Below are 19,143 nucleotides of genomic sequence, written 5' to 3' on the forward strand. Positions count from 1 at the left end.
TAAAAGAAGATAATCTCAGATATATCGTATGGCATCAAACAAAAAATATTGGAAGAGCGAAGCGGAGCTAAATCCGAACGATTCCATTGTTGAGACGCTAAGACAAAACGAATTCATGGAACAAATCCCTGTGGATGAGTTTTTGGGCGACAAAGAAAATCTGTCGGCCACAACTACCAACAGAAGGGACTTCTTGAAATATGTTGGTTTCAGTACGGCGGCAGCTACTGTTGCAGCCTGTGAGGGGCCTGTGCATAAATCCATTCCTTATGTGGTGCAGCCGGACAATATTGTTCCCGGTGTTGCCAACTACTACGCAACTACTATAGCGGATGGATTTGATTTTGCCAGTATTTTGGTCAAAACCCGTGAAGGGCGACCTATCAAGATTGAGAACAATACAGATGCCAAGGTAAATGGAAGTGCCAATGCCAGAGTGCAAGCTTCTGTTCTATCCTTATATGATAGCAAGAGAGTTCAAGGACCATCCCAAGGTGGGGAGCCTATTGAATGGAAGATATTGGATGCCAATGTAAAGGCTAAATTGGGTAACCTGAAAGGTTCCAACAGACAAATTGTTTTGTTGACCCAAACCTATGCAAGTCCATCCACAGATAAATTAATTGCCGAGTTCAAGGCGGAGTATGGTGACAATGTAAACCATGTGGTTTATGATGCCATTTCTGAGGATGCTGCCCTAAATGCATTTAATGCAGCTTACGGAGAGCGTGCCTTGGCAGATTACAATTTTGAAAAGGCAGACCTGATTGTTTCTTTCGGTGCTGACTTTTTGGGAGATTGGCAAGGTGGTGGATACGACAGTGGATACGCCAAAGGTCGTGTGCCAAATCACGGTAAAATGTCCAAGCATGTACAGTTGGAGGCTAATATGTCGTTGACCGGTGCCAATGCGGACAAGCGTTACCCAATGACACCGACGCAACAGAAAATAGCCTTGGCCAAACTGTATAGTAAGCTAAACGGTAGCAACTTGGGTGGAGGAACTTCTGATGTGGATGCTGCTGTGGAAAGTGTTGCTGCGCAAATCAAAAAAGCTGGTAGCAAGGCTGTGGTGGTAACAGGATTGAATGATATTCATGCACAAACAGTGGTGTTGGCCATCAATAAGTTGTTGGCCAGTGAAGCTTTTGATGCGGAAAACCCGAGATATATTCGTCAAGGGGATTCGGCCAAAGTGAACAAGTTGGTCACTGATATGAATGCCGGTCGTGTTGGAATTTTGATTATGGACGGGGTAAACCCAGCCTATTCTTTGCCAAACGCTGCAGAGTTCATTGAAGGTCTTGGAAAAGTGGATGTTTCGGTTAGTTTTTCATTTAATAATGATGAAACCGCACAGTCCTCCCAATTCGTTGCAGCTGCTTCCCATTACTTGGAGTCTTGGGGTGATGCCGAGTTCAAAAAAGGACAATACAGCTTGACCCAGCCCGCCATTCGTGAACTTTTTGATACACGTCAGTTCCAAACTTCTTTGTTGAACTGGTTGGGCAAGGATCAAACCTACTACGAATACATAAAAGAAAACTGGAATACTTCACTATTGCAAGGTGGGGATTGGAATCAGGCACTTCAAGATGGTGTTTTTGTTCCTACTGTGGCTGAAGAAGACGAGGCCACTGTTGAAAGTGTTGCTGAAAATACTGATGGAGAGGAGGCTGAAAGCATTGCTCCAATATTTGCGGCAGTAAATTCTTTGGTAAACAGTACAAGTTCTGGAACGGAGCTAGTGTTGTACTCCAAAGTTGGAATGGGAGATGGTAAACAGGCCAACAACCCATGGTTGCAAGAATTCCCAGACCCTGTTTCCCGAGTTTCTTGGGACAACTATGTAACGGTATCCAAAGCGGATGCGGAAAACTTGGGTCTTGAAAATTATAATGTGGCTGATGGAGGTTTAAACGGAAGTTATGTAAACCTTACTGTAGATGGTGCTGTGCTAAATAATGTTCCTGTGATCATTCAGCCAGGACAGGCACCAGGTACTGTGGGGCTTTCCTTTGGTTACGGTCGTGAAGCTGGAATGAAAGCCGAAATGGCCACTGGTGTAAACGCCTATGCTTTGTACAAGAACTTCTCCGATGTTCAATCCGTTAGCTTGGAAAAAGCTTCCGGGGATCACGAGTTTGCTTGTGTTCAGTTGCATAAAACGCTGATGGGAAGAGGGGATATCATCAAGGAAACTACCTTGGAGATTTTCAATACCAAAGACCACCACGAGTGGAACCCAATGCCGCATGTAAGCTTAAACCATCAGGAAATACCAGTTACTTCTCCAGATGCTGATTTGTGGGAAGAGTTCGATCGTTCCATCGGACATCACTTTAACCTATCCATTGACCTGAACGCATGTACAGGTTGTGGGGCATGTGTTATTGCCTGTCATGCAGAGAACAATGTTCCTGTAGTGGGTAAAGAAGAGATAAGACGTTCCAGGGATATGCACTGGTTGCGTATAGATAGATATTATTCTTCAGAAGAGACCTTTGAGCAGGATAATGAAAAGAAAGAGGGTCTAGAAGGCTTGTTTGGTGATCAAGGAACCTTGGGCGGATTGGGGCAGATGGAAGATGCCTCTGCAAATCCTCAGGTTGCATTCCAGCCGGTAATGTGCCAGCACTGTAACCATGCACCTTGTGAAACTGTTTGTCCAGTAGCTGCTACTTCTCACGGCAGACAAGGGCAAAACCAAATGGCTTATAACCGTTGTGTGGGTACAAGATATTGTGCCAACAACTGTCCTTATAAAGTTCGTCGATTCAACTGGTTCTTGTACTATGACAATGACGAGTTTGATTTCAACATGAACAACGACCTTGGGAAGATGGTAATTAACCCTGATGTTAATGTACGTTCCAGAGGAGTTATGGAAAAATGTTCCATGTGTATCCAAATGACCCAAAAGACCATTTTGGATGCCAAAAGGGATGGTCGTGAGATTAAGGATGGGGAGTTCCAAACGGCTTGTTCAGCTGCTTGTAGCAGTGGAGCCATGGTGTTTGGAGACATTAACGATGAGCACAGCAAGATTGCCGAATTGAAGGAGGACGATAGAATGTACCACTTGCTGGAGCATGTGGGAACCAAACCCAACGTGTTCTATCATGTTAAGGTAAGAAATACCAACGAGGCTTAATCAATTAATAAAGAAGTAACTAGAAGATAAATTATGGCGTCGCATTACGAAGCACCTATTCGAAAGCCCTTAGTACTTGGAGATAAAGGATACCATGATGTTACCGTGGATATTGCCGCTCCAGTGGAGGGAAAGGCCAATAAGCAGTGGTGGATTGTATTTTCCATTGCCTTGGTTGCATTACTTTGGGGTATAGGATGTATTATTTACACCATTTCCACAGGTATCGGGGTTTGGGGTCTGAACAAGACCGTAAACTGGGCCTGGGATATTACAAACTTCGTTTGGTGGGTAGGTATTGGTCACGCAGGAACCCTGATTTCTGCAGTATTGCTGTTGTTTAGACAGAAATGGAGAATGGCGATCAACCGTTCTGCAGAAGCAATGACCATATTCTCTGTTATACAGGCCGGGTTGTTCCCAATTATTCACATGGGACGTCCATGGTTGGCCTATTGGGTATTGCCTATTCCAAACCAATTTGGTTCGTTGTGGGTAAACTTTAATTCGCCCTTGCTTTGGGACGTATTTGCGATCTCTACTTATTTATCGGTATCCTTGGTGTTCTGGTGGACAGGTCTATTACCTGACTTTGCGATGATCAGGGATAGGGCGATTAAGCCATTCCAAAAGAAAATATACAGCCTGTTAAGCTTCGGTTGGACGGGTAGAGCAAAAGATTGGCAACGATTTGAAGAAGTTTCCTTGGTATTGGCAGGTTTGGCCACACCACTTGTACTTTCGGTACACACTATTGTATCCTTTGACTTTGCCACCTCGGTAATTCCTGGATGGCACACCACCATCTTCCCACCTTACTTTGTTGCGGGAGCTATCTTCTCAGGATTCGCCATGGTAAACACCCTCTTGATCATCATGCGTAAAGTATGTAACCTGGAGGCGTATATTACCGTTCAGCATATAGAGTTGATGAACATTGTGATCATGATCACGGGATCCATTGTGGGTTGTGCTTATATCACGGAATTGTTCATTGCCTGGTATTCAGGAGTAGAGTATGAACAGTACGCATTCCTAAACAGGGCTACAGGACCTTACTGGTGGGCATACTGGTCTATGATGACCTGTAATGTGTTCTCGCCGCAGTTTATGTGGTTCAAGAAATTGCGTACCAGCATCATGTTCTCATTCTTTATTTCCATTGTAGTAAACATAGGAATGTGGTTTGAGCGTTTTGTGATCATTGTAACCTCTTTGCACAGAGATTACTTGCCTTCTTCTTGGACTATGTTCTCCCCAACTTTTGTGGATGTTGGAATCTTTATCGGAACCATCGGATTCTTCTTTGTATTGTTCCTGTTGTATTCCAGAACCTTCCCTGTAATTGCGCAAGCGGAGGTGAAATCCATATTGAAATCTTCAGGAGAACGATTCAAGAATCTTCGTGAGGCTGGAAAGCCGCTATATGAAAAACCTTCAAAAGGAGGTAAAGTGGAAAAAGCAGCTGTAACAGAAGCAAAACCTGAGGCAGATGAGAAGCAAGTAGCATCCCTATTGGGAGCTATCGGAACCTTTGATGCTGAAACAGATCAGGCAGACGATTTGAAAAAAGTTAAGGGGATTGGACCTCAAATGGAGGAAACCTTGAACCAAATCGGGATTTACACCTTCGCACAGGTAAGTAAAATGACCGAGAAAGAATATGATTTGTTGGATTCAATCACAGGCTCGTTCCCAGGTAGGGCACAGCGGGATGATTGGGCCGGACAAGCTAAAAAATTAAACGATAAAAAGTAGTTATGGCTTCAAAAGTTATACAAGCACTTTATAATGATGACGATGTGTTGATGCAAGCTGTCAAAAAGGTGAGGGCGGAACATCATCATATTGAGGAAGTGTATACCCCTTTTCCTGTACACGGTCTGGACAAGGCCATGGGACTTGCGGATACACGGATTGCAATCACATCTTTTATGTACGGATGTTTGGGTCTTGCGGTGGCCATTACCATGATGAACTATATCATGATAGATGATTGGCCTCAGGACATTGGTGGTAAGCCTAGCTTTAGCTACTTGGAAAACATGCCGGCCTTCGTTCCCATCATGTTTGAGATGACCGTTTTCTTTGCCGCTCACTTGATGGTGATCACATTTTACCTTAGAAGTAGAATGTGGCCTTTTAAGAAAGCTGAAAATCCGGATGTAAGAACAACCGACGACCATTTTTTAATGGAAATTGGACTACATGATAACGAAGATGAGTTGACCGCCTTGTTGTGGGATACTGGAGCTGTGGAACTTAAAGTTACAGAAAAGGAGTCGTAATAATATGAAGCATTTAGGTAAAATAGGTGTTGTTTTAGTTTTGGTTCTGTCCATGACTTCGTGCGCGGATAAGAATAGCCCAAACTACCAGTATATGCCAAACATGTACGAACCGGTTGGGTATGAAACCTATCAAGGAGTGGATAATGGTTTGTTCCCTCAAGGAACAGAAGCCCTTCTTCCACCGGAAAATACGATTTCTAGAGGCTATATGCCCTATAAGTTTGAGAACACCTTGGAAGGAAAGGATTTGGCCAGATTGGAGCCAAGCCCGTTGGATTCACTTCAAAGTGAGGCCAATTTGGCAAAAGGAAAGGAATTGTACGACATCTATTGTGCCATTTGTCACGGACCAAAAGGAAAAGGACAGGGTACTTTGGTAAAGCGTGAAAAAATATTGGGTGTGCCCAGCTATGATGATGTGGCCCGTAATATTACCGTGGGAAGTACCTATCATACCATATATTATGGTTTGAACTCCATGGGTTCATATGCCGCTCAACTTGCCAATGAGGAAGAAATGTGGCAAGTGTCCGAGTACGTGATGAAGTTAAAGGAAGACCTAACAAAATAATTGGATAAGTATACTATGTACACGTTTTCAAACAGACTTAAAATAGGATCTTTCATTGCCATGGCAGTAGGACTGATTTTTTTAGTGATCGGTTTTACCTCTGCCCCAAGCACTGTGGAAGAAGCTAAGGCAATTGTGGCATCTGCCCATCACGATGATCATGGTGGTGGTCATGCTGAGGCAGCAGAAGATGCGCATGGTGAGGCAGCTGGTCACGGACAGGAAGCTGCACATGAAGAAGGTCATGATGCATCCCACGATGAGCATTTGTTGCACCAATTGCAAAACAGACCTTGGTCTGCGTTATATGTAGCCGCATTCTTTTTCTTTATGATTGCCCTTGGGGTTTTGGCGTTCTATGCCATTCAAAGAGCTTCGCAGGCAGGATGGTCCCCACTATTGTTTAGGGTAATGGAAGGAATTACGGCCTATCTGGTTCCAGGTGGTATTATCGTATTTGTGATTTTGGTACTTTCCGTATTGCACATGAACCATATGTTTGTATGGATGGATGCGGATGTAGTGGCCCATGATAAGTTGTTGCAGGGCAAAGCAGGATATCTTAACCCAACGTTCTTTTTGGTAAGAGCTGCCATTTTCTTGGGGGGTTGGATCTTCTACAGGGAGATTTCCAGAAAACTTTCCTTGGCCCAGGATGAATCTGATGATAATACCAACTTTGTAAAGAACTTTAGATGGTCTGCCGGTTTCTTGGTATTCTACTTGGTAACCGAGTCCATGATGTCATGGGATTGGATCATGAGTTTGGACCCTCACTGGTTTAGCACACTGTTTGGCTGGTACGTATTTGCCAGTATGTTTGTTTCAGGTATCACGGTAATAGCTATTGTAAGCATCTACTTGAAGTCCAAAGGCTATTTGGAAAATGTTAACGACAGCCATATTCATGATTTGGCCAAGTTTATGTTCGCCATTAGCATTTTCTGGACCTACCTTTGGTTCTCGCAGTTCATGTTGATTTGGTATGCGAACATTCCGGAAGAAGTAACCTACTACATAGCAAGATTCCAAGATTACAAATTACCTTTCTTTACCATGCTGGTTATGAATTTCGTATTCCCATTATTGGTATTGATGAATAGTGATTACAAGAGAATAAACTGGTTTGTGATCATGGCTGGTATTGTGGTGTTGTTTGGTCACTATTTGGATGTGTACAACATGGTAATGCCTGCAACAGTGGGTGATCAATGGCACTTTGGAATTCCTGAAATTGGTGGAATACTGTTCTTTGGTGGATTGTTTGTTTTCTGGGTGTTCAACACCTTGACCAAGCATCCTTTACAGCCCAAGCGAAATCCATTTGTTGAGGAAAGTAGACAATTTCATTATTAATACGATTAAGTCTTAGAGCAATATACAATGACTGCATTATTAACATTGACTGTTTTAGTACTGGTGGCAATTGCAATCTGGCAAATGACCAAGATTTTTGAATTGTCCCAACTTAAAGCGGAAGAAACTGGAGTAGCAACGGACAAGGATAACAAGTACAATGGTTATCTAATGTTTGCATTTTTATTCTTCATTTACGGTATCACCATCTTTAGCTTTGCGAAGTACTCCAAGGTATTGTTGCCAGAAGCGTCTTCAGCGCACGGAGGTGGATACGACCAATTGATGTGGGTTTCCTTCGCCATCATTTTTGTGGTGCAGACCATTACCCAGGCTCTTTTGCACTATTTCGCATACAAATACAGAGGTGAAAAAGGGAAAAAGGCCCTCTTCTTTGCGGACAATGACCGTTTGGAGTTCATTTGGACCATCATTCCAGTTATCGTTTTGGCAGGTTTGATTCTTTGGGGATTATACACCTGGACCAACATCATGGATGTGAATGATGAGGACGACCCCCTTATTGTGGAATTGTATGCACAGCAGTTTAACTGGACCGCTCGCTACGGTGGGGCGGACAATGTCTTGGGAGATGCCAGTGTAAGACTTATTGATATTGATAGGGCCAACGTTTTGGGATTGGATGAATCCGACCCCAATTCAGCTGACGATATTTTGGTTAAGGAATTGCATTTACCGGTAGGGCGCAAAGTGAATTTTATGATGCGTTCACAAGATGTATTGCATTCCGCATATATGCCTCACTTTAGAGCGCAAATGAACTGTGTGCCAGGTATGATTACACAGTTTTCCTTTACGCCGACCATTACTACTGAGGAAATGAGACGTAACCCGGATGTAGTGGACAAGGTGAAAAGAACAAACACATTAAGGGCCAAATGGGCTGCCGAGGGCAAACCCAACTCCGATCCTTGGGAATTCGATTATGTATTGCTTTGTAATAAGATTTGTGGAAAATCCCACTACAATATGCAGATGAAAATCATAGTGGAAACCGAGGAAGAATATAACAAGTGGATTGCAGAACAAGCTACTTTTAAGGAAACTGTAGCCTCTGCCGAGTAAGAAAGGCCATCAAAAAATAAAAACAAAATTTAAAGAAGATTATGTCAGCTACTGGACACGAACACGGACACGAAGATCACGGACATCATCATAAGGAAACCTTTGTAACCAAGTACATCTTTAGTCAAGACCATAAGATGATTGCCAAGCAATATCTTATTACTGGGGTGTTGATCATGGGCTTTATTGGTATTGCCATGTCTTTGCTTTTCAGAATGCAATTGGCATGGCCAGGTGAATCTTTTTCCGTTTTTGAAGGATTGTTGGGCAAATGGGCACCTGATGGTGTAATGGATGCTGACATTTATTTGGGCTTGGTGACCATGCACGGTACCATTATGGTATTCTTTGTGTTGACAGCTGGCTTGAGTGGTACCTTTAGTAACCTTTTGATTCCTTTGCAGATTGGGGCCAGGGATATGGCTTCCGGATTCTTGAACATGCTCTCTTTCTGGATGTTCTTTTTGTCTGCTGTAATCATGGTGATTTCACTTTTCGTGGAAGCAGGTCCAGCAGCAGCTGGATGGACCATTTATCCTCCCTTGAGCGCCCTGCCTATGGCGCAAGCCGGTTCAGGTGCAGGGATGACTCTGTGGTTGGTTTCCATGGCCATATTCATCGCATCATCGCTATTGGGATCCTTGAACTATATTGTTACCGTACTGAATCTAAGAACCAAAGGGATGTCCATGACACGTCTTCCTTTAACCATTTGGGCTTTCTTTGTAACAGCGGTTATCGGGGTAATTTCGTTCCCAGTTCTTCTTTCAGCAGCTTTGTTGCTGATTATGGACAGAAGTTTTGGAACGTCCTTTTTCCTTTCGGATATCTTTATCCAAGGTGAGGTATTGCATTATCAAGGAGGTTCCCCTGTACTGTTTGAGCATTTGTTCTGGTTCCTGGGTCACCCAGAGGTATATATCGTAATCCTGCCGGCTATGGGTCTTGTATCCGAAGTGATGGCAGTAAATGCCCGTAAGCCAATTTTTGGATATAGGGCTATGATTGCATCTATCTTGGCTATTGCCTTTTTGTCAACAATTGTTTGGGGACACCATATGTTCATTTCAGGAATGAATCCGTTCCTTGGTTCGGTATTTACCTTTACCACCTTGTTGATCGCAATTCCATCCGCAGTAAAAGCATTTAACTGGATAACCACACTTTGGAAAGGAAATCTGCAGCTCAATCCGGGCATGCTCTTTTCCATTGGAATGGTATCTACCTTCATCACAGGGGGTCTAACAGGTATTATTCTAGGGGACAGTGCCCTGGACATCAATGTGCACGACACTTATTTTGTTGTGGCCCACTTCCACTTGGTAATGGGTATCTCAGCACTTTATGGATTGTTCGCTGGGGTGTACCACTGGTTCCCAAAACTCTTCCAAGGAAGAATGATGAACAAGAATTTGGGCTATGTCCATTTCTGGATCACGGCCATAGGGTCTTACGGTATTTTCTTCCCCATGCATTTTGTTGGAATGGCGGGAGTACCACGAAGATATTATGAGAATACGGCTTTCCCAATGTTTGACGAATTGACCAATGTTCAGGTGTTGATGACCGTCTTTGCCATCATTACGGCAGGAGCACAGCTTGTATTTGCATTCAATTTTGTGTACAGCATTTACTATGGAAAGAGAGGGTCATTGAATCCTTGGAAGGCTACTACTTTGGAATGGACTGCTCCCCAGGAGCATATCCATGGAAACTGGCCTGGAGCTATCCCACATGTACATCGTTGGGCGTATGATTACAGCAAAACCTATGAAAATGGGGAGTATATCATAGCAGGACAGGATTTTGTCCCGCAGACCATACCACTGCAGGATAATGAAGAAGAGCTGAATCATTAGCGAAAAAGATAAAACAAGGCCCATCCCATTAGGATGGGTTTTTTGTTTCCAGGGTTTGGTACGGCAATTGTTATTGCTAATTGTAATATCTTTAATAATCCATAATGCGAACACTTTTGAAAAATCTTGCCATAGTTCTTTTACTGCTGTTTAATCTGACTGCATTGGCACAGCGCAAGCCCAAAATAAAGGGAAGTAGGATTGTAACGGAAGTCAACGGCGAACTTCCCATGTTCAATGCCGTACAGCTCAATGACGATTTGGATATTGTCCTGAAAAAGTCATTTGGACCGGGATATAAAATAGAAGCAGACGATAACTTGATTGATATCCTCAAGTTCAATGTTGTGGACGGCACCTTGATCATAAGCTCCTTCTACGATGTTACTTCCAAGAAGAAATTGGATATAACTATAGAATTTACCGAGTTACAGGCCATAGTGGTCAAGGAAGGCAGTATTACCTCAGAAGATATCATCAACAGCGATGAACTTTTTGTGGATGCTTTCGCAAACACAAGGTTGAACCTTCAGGCCAGCGCCGCCGTTATGGATATTCGCATGGAAGAAACCAGTCGTGGCGATTTTAATGTGGATGTGGACTCTCTCAACATTTCCGTAAATCAACGGGCAGAAGCCTATGTGTATGCCGTAAATGAAGTGGGTTTGATAGAATTGGAGCAGAATGGTTCTTTAACCTTGGAAGGTACCTCGGACAGGATTGAGGCCAATCTAACGGACAACTCCAGATTAAAGGCTGAAAGATTGGAAGCAGCAGCTGTCAATGCAAAGTTGGAAAACAGTGCCGTGGCCCGCTTGAATGTATATCGTGAACTGGAGCTCAGCGCAATAGATAATACGAGGACCTATCTCTATGGGAATCCCCGCATCACTCTTCTTGAGTTCTTGAATACCGCACAACTTTTAAAAAAGGAGGAACAATAGCTATCCTATGAACGAAAACTTGGATCCAACATCCGAAAATTACTCCCAAGAAGAGCTGGACATTGAAAGGGCTTTGAGACCCATAACTTTTGATGATTTTACAGGTCAGGAACAGGTGTTGGAAAACCTTAAGGTTTTTGTGCAGGCTGCAAACCTTAGGGGCGAGGCATTGGACCATACCTTGTTTCATGGCCCGCCTGGATTGGGGAAGACCACCCTGGCCCATATTTTGGCCAATGAATTGGGAGTTGGGATTAAGGTTACCTCTGGTCCAGTTTTGGACAAACCGGGTGATCTGGCTGGACTTTTGACCAACCTGGAGGAGCGGGACGTATTGTTTATAGATGAGATCCATCGCCTGAGTCCCATTGTGGAAGAATATCTGTATTCGGCCATGGAGGACTATAAGATTGACATTATGATCGAAACGGGCCCCAATGCCAGAACGGTGCAGATCAATTTAAGTCCGTTTACCCTTGTAGGCGCCACCACCCGTTCAGGTTTGTTGACCGCCCCCATGCGAGCGCGTTTTGGTATTCAAAGCCGATTGCAGTATTACCACACCGAATTGCTCTCTACCATTGTGCAACGAAGTGCTGATATTCTCAAAGTTCCCATTACCAACGAAGCAGCCATTGAAATTGCGGGAAGAAGCAGGGGAACACCCAGAATTTGCAATGCCCTTTTAAGGAGAGTGAGGGATTTTGCCCAAATCAAAGGGAATGGAAACATTGATATGGATATTTCCAAATTTGGTTTGAAAGCCCTGAATGTGGATGCCCATGGCTTGGACGAGATGGACAATAAAATCCTTTCTACCATTATTGATAAATTCAAGGGAGGACCCGTTGGTATAACCACTTTGGCCACTGCGGTTTCGGAAAGTGCCGAGACTATTGAAGAGGTTTATGAACCTTTTCTCATCCAACAGGGTTTTATCATGCGAACCCCAAGGGGCAGGGAAGTCACGGAATTGGCCTATAAACACTTGGGGAAGATCAAAGGAGGAACTCAAGGCGGTCTTTTTGAATGAAGAAGGTACCTTCCATTTCCACTTTTAAGGTTTTTGCCAATCGACGTACCATCCAGAAAAACCCGCTAAACTTCCATCACAGGAATTTTAAGAAATTGGGGGATACTTTTAGTGTATCAATCCCCGCCGAAGGAAGGGTAATCTTTACCCGAGATCCTGAATTGGTGAAGCAAGTACTTCAGAAAAAGCATAGAAGCTTTGAAAAATCAAAGTTGCAGACCAGAGATCTGGCCAAATATATTGGGCATGGTTTGTTGACCTCGAACGGGGAACATTGGCGTACCCATAGACGAATGATACAGCCAGCCTTTCATCAGAAAAAACTCAAGGGACTTCTTGGAATTATGAGATCTGCCATTCAGGAAGAGCTGGACAGAATTAAGCCTGGTTCAGACTTGAATGTTATCCCCTTGATGGGGGATTTGGCGTTTCAAGTGGTGGCAAAAACCTTGTTTAGCCACAATGATATTAGGCAACCCATGACGGAGCTTAAGCAGATCACCGAAGTCAATCAGAATATGTTGGTGACCGAAATGCGTAGGCCGTATTTCAGATGGTGGTATCGTCTTACAGGAGAAATCACCAAACACATAGGATTCAGTAATCGTGCAAGGGATATTCTTAATGGCCTAGTGGAAAATAGACTGTCTCAAGATGTGGACAGGGATGATTTGTTGGACATGCTCCTGAAGGCCACTTACGAAGATGGAACGCACATGCCCAGAAAGCAATTATTGGACGAATTGATGATCTTGTTCACAGCAGGATATGAAACCACAGCCAGTGCCCTTTCCTTTACTTTGTTCTTTTTGGCAAAGAATCAATTGGCACAGGAAAAAATATTGGGAGAGGTTACCAATTTGGGCAAAACGCAATTGGAGTGGGAAGACTTTGCCAAGCTGCCCCTGACATCTTCGAGCATTAAAGAAGCTATGCGTCTGTACCCTCCAGCTTATTTTATGGATAGGGTGGCCACGGAAAACACGGATCTAAATGGGATCAGGATCAAAAAAGGGGGTATGATCCTGCTCTCCATTTTCGAATTGCATCGACACCCATCATTTTGGGAAAATCCCTATGCATATCAAGTGGATCGTTTTGTGGGCTTGGACAGCAAAGCGTATGGCAACTATTTTTATCCCTTTGGAGCTGGGCCAAGAATGTGTATTGGCAATGCCATGGCCACCTATGAAATGATTCTTACCGTGGCAGAAATCGTTAAAAACTTCAAATTGTCCACCAAAATGGAAAAGGTTGAAATAAATCCTTTGATTACCTTAAAGCCATTGGATATTCAGGTGAATTTTGAAAGAAGAAATAGCTAATGGGAGCTGCTAAAAACACTAAACGAATTAAAGCAGAGGCCAATCGCCTCGGTTTTTTGTCTTGTGGTATCTCCAAAGCAAAGTTTTTGGAGGAGGAAGCCCCACGTCTTGAGAAATGGCTCAAGCAGGGCATGCATGGGGAGATGCAATACATGGAAAACCATTTTGATAAACGTTTGGATCCCACCAAATTGGTGGAAGGGTCCAAATCTGTGGTTTCATTGTTGCTGAACTATTTTCCCGAACAGCATCAAATAGGGGATACGTACAAGATTTCCAAATATGCCTATGGAACGGACTATCACTTTGTGATTAAAGATAAGCTCAAATCCCTTTTACAGTTTATCCAGGAACAAATTGGAGAAGTTCACGGAAGGGCCTTTGTGGATTCGGCTCCCGTTTTGGATAAGGCTTGGGCGGCCAAAAGTGGCCTGGGGTGGATTGGTAAACATAGTAATTTATTAACCCAACAAGTGGGGTCTTTTTACTTTATTGCCGAGTTGATTATTGATTTGGATTTGGAGTACGATGCACCAACCACAGACCATTGTGGTACCTGCACGGCTTGTATGGATGCCTGTCCAACGGAGGCCATTGTGGAGCCTTATGTGGTGGATGGAAGTAAGTGTATTTCCTATTTTACAATAGAGCTTAAAAATGAGATTCCAACCGAGTTCAAGGGTCAATTTGACGACTGGATGTTTGGCTGCGATGTATGCCAAGATGTTTGTCCTTGGAACCGATTCTCTAAACCGCATCAGGAACCTTTGTTTAATCCGCATCCGCAATTATTGTCGATGGAAAAGCAAGATTGGGAGGAAATTACAGAGGAGGTTTTTAGAAAAGTGTTCAAAAAATCAGCGGTAAAAAGGACCAAATTTCAAGGTTTGAACCGAAATATTAAATTTCTGAAATAGGGAATTGCAAAATTTCAAACGTTTTCGTTGCTGATATCTTGATTTCAGTGGTGTTATTTTATAAATCCTCTAGGGAAAACACTATATTGAAGGGACTTAAAGACAATAGGCGATACCTGGCCTTGGATTAAATCTCCCTCAGATATGATGAAGATCACAAAACCCCGATTGAGTTTTTGGCAAATTTGGAATATGAACGTTGGATTTTTAGGGATCCAATATAGTTTCGGTTTACAGCAAACAGCAATAAATCCTATTTTCCTGTTTTTGGGAGCAGCGGAAGAATTACTGCCGATTCTCAACATTGCTGGTCCTGTCACTGGGTTGATAGTACAGCCAATCATTGGGGCAATTTCTGATAAAACTTGGTCACCTCGGTGGGGTAGGAGAAAACCTTTTTTCCTGATAGGTGCCATTATGGGAAGTTTATGTCTTTTCGCATTCCCTTTGAGTCCAGCACTTTGGTTTGCTGTTGGGTTACTTTGGATTCTTGATGTGGGAAACAACATGGCCATGGAGCCTTACCGTGCCTTTGTTGGAGACAAATTACCTGATAGTCAATTGAGCATTGGTTATCAAATGCAGAGCTTATTTGTTGGAGCTGGAATTTTGTTGGCGAATGCTTCCATCTTTCTGTTTCAGTCGTGGTTTGGCGGCGGGGAAGAAACCTCTGGCTCCATTCCAACATGGCTGTACTATTCCTTTTTTATAGGCTCTTTCCTATCCATTGCTACCATCTTATGGTCTGTTTTGAAGACTCCGGAAATACCTCCTTCAGATGAAGAATTACAAGAAATAAATGCCCATAAAGGATTACCTTTTATTGAACGGTTTAAAATGCCATTTAAAGAAATTGCGGAAGCCGTCAAGGATATGCCCAAATTTATGTGGAGACTTTCTGCGGTATACCTGTTTCAATGGTATGCGCTATTTGTATACTGGCAGTTTATAACACCCTTATTCAGGGCCACAATGGGATATGATACCTCCCAAGCGGCGGCACAGGCTGCCAAAATGAGTACTACCTACAACATTGTGACTGCCGTCGTCGCTTTAATTTTGGTGCCCCTAACTGTAAAGTATGGGGGTAAAAAAATATACGCCTTAAGTCTAGTGGGTACTGGATTGGCACTATTCGCCATTCCGAACATATCGGATCCGGTCATGGTGCTTTTTCCCATGATCTTGTTTGGAATCGGTTGGGCGGCCATGATGGGGATTCCCTATAGCATGGTTTCCAAAATTGTACCTCAGGAAAGAAGAGGGGTGTATATGGGAATTCTTAATATGATGATTGTGATTCCCATGGGAATCCAAACCCTGAGCTTTGGCCCCATTTTCAAGAATTTGTTAGGGGCGAATTCTGTGAACGCCATGTTCTTTGCAGGCACTTGTTTTGTGATCGCGGCCATACTGGCTATGCGACTTAACGTCAAGAAGGACTAAAGTTTTTCCTATAAAGCACCACCACAATTCAACTCTCGGGAAAAGAAGACCTAACTTATATAGGTTTTCTAATGGAATGCCATAAATTTACCCCTTCAAACTTTAGGTATGAGCAAAAAGAAACAACGACGGGAGGCATTATTGTATCATGCCAAACCCCAACCCGGTAAGATAAAAATAGTTCCCACCAAACCCTATGCCACCCAGCGCGATCTGGCCTTGGCATATTCTCCAGGCGTGGCGGAACCTTGTTTGGAAATTGAAAAAAACAAGGAGGACGTCTATCGCTATACAGCTAAAGGAAACATAGTTGCCGTAATTTCCAATGGAACGGCTGTTTTGGGCTTGGGGAACATTGGCCCGGAAGCATCCAAACCCGTGATGGAAGGGAAAAGTTTGCTCTTCAAGATCTTTGCTGATATCGACGGAATGGACATTGAGTTGGACACTACGGATGTTGATAAATTCATAGAAACTGTCAAGACCATCGCACCAACTTTTGGTGGGATAAACTTGGAAGACATTAAGGCCCCTGAAGCTTTCGAGATAGAAAGACGCCTAAAAGAGGAACTGGACATTCCGGTAATGCACGATGATCAGCACGGAACGGCCATTATCTCGGCTGCCGCATTGATCAATGCCCTTGAAATAGCCCAAAAGAAAATTGAGAAGGTGAAGATTGTGGTCAGCGGAGCGGGAGCGGCCGCCGTATCTTGTACCCGATTGTACAAAGCATTCGGAGCCAAAGCAGAGAACATTGTAATGCTGGATAGTAAAGGCGTTATACGAAAGGATCGGGAAAACCTTTCCCAGGAAAAAATGGAATTTGCTTCAGATAGGAAAATAGATACACTGGAAGAAGCAGTGAAAGATGCAGATGTGTTTATTGGACTGTCCATCGCCAATATAATGACTCCAGAAATGCTGCTGTCCATGGCCAAAGATCCTATTGTGTTTGCCATGGCCAATCCAGACCCGGAAATTGAGTACGGTCTTGCCTGCAAAACAAGGAAAGATGTTATTATGGCTACAGGAAGGTCTGACCATCCCAATCAGGTAAACAATGTGCTAGGGTTTCCGTTTATTTTTAGGGGAGCCTTGGACGTTAGGGCTACCAAAATCAATGAAGAAATGAAAATGGCCGCGGTTAGGGCTTTGGCCGATTTGACCCGTGAACCGGTACCAGAACAGGTCAACATAGCTTACGATACCACTAGATTGGCATTTGGCAAGGAATATATCATTCCCAAACCTTTTGATCCCCGTTTGATTACCAAAATTCCACCTGCTGTGGCCAAGGCGGCAATGGATAGTGGAGTTGCAAAGGCACCCATTCAGGATTGGAAAAAGTATGAAGAGGAACTGTACCAGCGGTCAGGGAACGATAATAAAGTAGTGCGGTTAATGCACAATAGGGCCAGAATGAATCCCAAGCGGATTGTTTTTGCCGAAGCAGAGCTCCTGGATGTGATGAAGGCTGCCCAGATAGTTCATGAGGAAGGGATAGCCATACCCATTCTCCTGGGGAATAGGGAAATCATTGAGGACCTTAAAAAGGAACTGGAATTTGAAGCTGAGGTGGAAATTATAGACCCTAGATCGGACGAATCAAAGGAGATCCGGACCAAATATGCAATGAAACTTTGGGAATCCAGAAAAAGAAAAGGGGAGACCCAATACAGTGCCCGAATCAATATGGGCAAACGAAATTACTTTGGTGCCATGATGGTATTGGAAGGTGATGCTGACGGAATGATTTCTGGCTATTCACGATCTTATCCTAAGGTATTACGACCTGTTTTTGAGGTTTTGGGTAGAGCCAAAGGGGTTACCAATGCGTCCACGGTCAATATTATGATTACGGACAGAGGTCCCTTGTTTTTGGCAGATACCTCCATCAATGTGGATCCAAATGCCGAAGAATTGGCAGAAATTGCTCAAATGACTGCTAATGTGGCCAGTACCTTTGGATTTAATCCGGTAATGGCACTATTGTCCTATGCCAATTATGGCTCATCCAGTCATCCCAATGCCCGAAAAGTTAGGGAAGCAGTGCGCATGTTACATGAGCGTAACCCAGATTTGGTTGTGGATGGGGAAATCCAAACCGATTTTGCCCTAGATCAGGATTTATGCCATAACAATTTCCCATTTTCCAAATTGGCGGGAAAAAAAGTGAACACCTTGATATTCCCAAATTTGGATTCGGCAAACATTACATACAAACTTTTAAAGGGATTGCATAATGCAGAATCCATTGGGCCCATTATGGTGGGTCTGCGCAGGTCTGCCCATATTTTACAATTGGGTGCCAGCGTGGATGAAATGGTGAACATGGCAGCAGTTGCCGTTATTGACGCCCAAGAGCGGGAAAAACGAAGAATGGCTCATATGCAGGGGGAAGATTAAACCTTATATTTCAATAATCAATAATCAATAATCAATAATCAATAACCAATCGCTAACCCTATAATTCATCCGTATTGCCACTTAAATTGAAACATCTAAAAAGCTAACAATCCAATAATCCAACAATCCAAATATGATTACCCATCTATCCGGAAAACTGGTCGAAAAAAATCCCACCTATGTAATTATTGAATGCAACGGGGTAGGTTATTTTTTGAATATATCCCTACACACTTTTTCACTTTTAAAGGATGAGGAAAACATCAGACTTTTTACCCATTTGCAGGTTAAGGAGGACTCGCATACCCTGTTTGGATTTGTGGAGAAGGCGGAACGTGAAATTTTTAGACTTTTAATTTCCGTTTCCGGGATTGGATCAAGCACCGCACGTACTATGTTATCCTCTTTATCCCCTACCCAGGTAAGGGATGCCATTGCCAATGGAGATGTCCCTTCCATACAGGCAATCAAGGGGATAGGAGCCAAAACGGCCCAGCGGGTAATTTTAGATCTTAAAGACAAGATTTTAAAAGTCTATGATATGGGCGAAGTTTCCCTTCAATCAAACAATACTAGCAAAGAAGAAGCGTTATCTGCTTTAGAGGTTCTTGGTTTCGTTAGGAGACAATCTGAAAAGGTTGTGGACAAGGTGCTGACCGAAGATCCTTCACTAAGCGTTGAGGACATTATTAAACTGGCGCTGAAAAATTTGTAACTAGTTTGAAAAGAGGGGCAAAACCGATGCTTAAATC

At 43.3% G+C, this 19,143-nt stretch carries 14 protein-coding genes; all 14 read left to right on the forward strand.

Going from position 1 to position 19,143, the window contains the following annotated elements:
• The first annotated feature begins 28 nt into the window (after window positions 1–28).
• The 14 genes from ACOOE0_RS09020 to ruvA all read left to right on the forward strand — a co-directional run bounded on the left by ACOOE0_RS09020 (window position 29) and on the right by ruvA (window position 19,106).
• On the forward strand, window positions 29–3,154 hold the full coding sequence (locus ACOOE0_RS09020; RefSeq protein ID WP_420402138.1) for a TAT-variant-translocated molybdopterin oxidoreductase: 3,126 nt from the start codon (window positions 29–31) through the stop codon (window positions 3,152–3,154).
• A 33-nt stretch (window positions 3,155–3,187) separates the two neighbouring features.
• Entirely contained in the window at window positions 3,188–4,912 is a 1,725-nt protein-coding gene (gene nrfD, locus ACOOE0_RS09025; RefSeq protein ID WP_420402139.1) for an NrfD/PsrC family molybdoenzyme membrane anchor subunit, read from the forward strand.
• 2 nt (window positions 4,913–4,914) lie between these two features.
• Window positions 4,915–5,442: a DUF3341 domain-containing protein gene (locus ACOOE0_RS09030; protein WP_420402140.1), complete on the forward strand. Its 528-nt coding sequence runs from the start codon at window positions 4,915–4,917 to the stop codon at window positions 5,440–5,442.
• 4 nt (window positions 5,443–5,446) lie between these two features.
• Entirely contained in the window at window positions 5,447–6,016 is a 570-nt protein-coding gene (locus tag ACOOE0_RS09035; RefSeq protein ID WP_420402141.1) for a c-type cytochrome, read from the forward strand.
• 15 nt (window positions 6,017–6,031) lie between these two features.
• Window positions 6,032–7,372: a quinol:cytochrome C oxidoreductase gene (locus ACOOE0_RS09040; protein ID WP_420402142.1), complete on the forward strand. Its 1,341-nt coding sequence runs from the start codon at window positions 6,032–6,034 to the stop codon at window positions 7,370–7,372.
• A gap of 27 nt (window positions 7,373–7,399) precedes the next feature.
• Entirely contained in the window at window positions 7,400–8,458 is a 1,059-nt protein-coding gene (locus tag ACOOE0_RS09045; RefSeq protein WP_420402143.1) for a cytochrome c oxidase subunit II, read from the forward strand.
• A gap of 41 nt (window positions 8,459–8,499) precedes the next feature.
• The gene (locus ACOOE0_RS09050; protein ID WP_420402144.1) at window positions 8,500–10,317 is read left to right on the forward strand and encodes a cytochrome c oxidase subunit I; all 1,818 of its coding nucleotides are present in this window, start codon (window positions 8,500–8,502) and stop codon (window positions 10,315–10,317) included.
• Between the two features lie 104 nt (window positions 10,318–10,421).
• Complete coding sequence (locus tag ACOOE0_RS09055) at window positions 10,422–11,261, forward strand: GIN domain-containing protein (protein WP_420402145.1); 840 nt, start codon at window positions 10,422–10,424, stop codon at window positions 11,259–11,261.
• A gap of 7 nt (window positions 11,262–11,268) precedes the next feature.
• A complete protein-coding gene (gene ruvB / locus ACOOE0_RS09060; RefSeq protein ID WP_420402146.1) occupies window positions 11,269–12,294 on the forward strand; it encodes a Holliday junction branch migration DNA helicase RuvB in 1,026 nt (341 codons plus the stop codon).
• Window positions 12,291–13,619: a cytochrome P450 gene (locus ACOOE0_RS09065; RefSeq protein ID WP_420402147.1), complete on the forward strand. Its 1,329-nt coding sequence runs from the start codon at window positions 12,291–12,293 to the stop codon at window positions 13,617–13,619. The genes ruvB and ACOOE0_RS09065 overlap by 4 nt, the downstream gene beginning before the upstream one ends.
• Window positions 13,619–14,536 (forward strand): tRNA epoxyqueuosine(34) reductase QueG, encoded by a 918-nt coding sequence (gene queG, locus ACOOE0_RS09070; RefSeq protein ID WP_420402148.1) that lies wholly within the window; start codon window positions 13,619–13,621, stop codon window positions 14,534–14,536. Before ACOOE0_RS09065 ends, queG begins: the two co-directional genes overlap by 1 nt.
• A gap of 147 nt (window positions 14,537–14,683) precedes the next feature.
• A complete protein-coding gene (locus ACOOE0_RS09075; RefSeq protein ID WP_420402208.1) occupies window positions 14,684–15,982 on the forward strand; it encodes an MFS transporter in 1,299 nt (432 codons plus the stop codon).
• Window positions 15,983–16,090: 108 nt separating this feature from the next.
• Window positions 16,091–18,391: an NADP-dependent malic enzyme gene (locus ACOOE0_RS09080; RefSeq protein ID WP_420402149.1), complete on the forward strand. Its 2,301-nt coding sequence runs from the start codon at window positions 16,091–16,093 to the stop codon at window positions 18,389–18,391.
• 133 nt (window positions 18,392–18,524) lie between these two features.
• A complete protein-coding gene (gene ruvA / locus ACOOE0_RS09085; RefSeq protein ID WP_420402150.1) occupies window positions 18,525–19,106 on the forward strand; it encodes a Holliday junction branch migration protein RuvA in 582 nt (193 codons plus the stop codon).
• Window positions 19,107–19,143: the final 37 nt, after the last annotated feature.

It is taken from the genome of Flagellimonas sp., from assembly GCF_965215805.1.
In the GTDB taxonomy this organism is placed as follows: domain Bacteria; phylum Bacteroidota; class Bacteroidia; order Flavobacteriales; family Flavobacteriaceae; genus Flagellimonas.

Excerpts from the sequence above, each read along its gene's own strand:
- queG (WP_420402148.1), top strand. The coding sequence starts at position 13,619 with ATGGGAGCTGCTAAAAACACTAAACGAATTAAAGCAGAGGCCAATCGC.
- ruvA (WP_420402150.1), top strand. The coding sequence starts at position 18,525 with ATGATTACCCATCTATCCGGAAAACTGGTCGAAAAAAATCCCACCTAT.
- ACOOE0_RS09030 (WP_420402140.1), top strand. The coding sequence starts at position 4,915 with ATGGCTTCAAAAGTTATACAAGCACTTTATAATGATGACGATGTGTTG.
- ruvB (WP_420402146.1), top strand. The coding sequence starts at position 11,269 with ATGAACGAAAACTTGGATCCAACATCCGAAAATTACTCCCAAGAAGAG.
- ACOOE0_RS09075 (WP_420402208.1), top strand. The coding sequence starts at position 14,684 with ATGAAGATCACAAAACCCCGATTGAGTTTTTGGCAAATTTGGAATATG.
- ACOOE0_RS09035 (WP_420402141.1), top strand. The coding sequence starts at position 5,447 with ATGAAGCATTTAGGTAAAATAGGTGTTGTTTTAGTTTTGGTTCTGTCC.
- ACOOE0_RS09065 (WP_420402147.1), top strand. The coding sequence starts at position 12,291 with ATGAAGAAGGTACCTTCCATTTCCACTTTTAAGGTTTTTGCCAATCGA.
- ACOOE0_RS09080 (WP_420402149.1), top strand. The coding sequence starts at position 16,091 with ATGAGCAAAAAGAAACAACGACGGGAGGCATTATTGTATCATGCCAAA.
- ACOOE0_RS09045 (WP_420402143.1), top strand. The coding sequence starts at position 7,400 with ATGACTGCATTATTAACATTGACTGTTTTAGTACTGGTGGCAATTGCA.
- ACOOE0_RS09050 (WP_420402144.1), top strand. The coding sequence starts at position 8,500 with ATGTCAGCTACTGGACACGAACACGGACACGAAGATCACGGACATCAT.
- ACOOE0_RS09055 (WP_420402145.1), top strand. The coding sequence starts at position 10,422 with ATGCGAACACTTTTGAAAAATCTTGCCATAGTTCTTTTACTGCTGTTT.
- nrfD (WP_420402139.1), top strand. The coding sequence starts at position 3,188 with ATGGCGTCGCATTACGAAGCACCTATTCGAAAGCCCTTAGTACTTGGA.
- ACOOE0_RS09020 (WP_420402138.1), top strand. The coding sequence starts at position 29 with ATGGCATCAAACAAAAAATATTGGAAGAGCGAAGCGGAGCTAAATCCG.
- ACOOE0_RS09040 (WP_420402142.1), top strand. The coding sequence starts at position 6,032 with ATGTACACGTTTTCAAACAGACTTAAAATAGGATCTTTCATTGCCATG.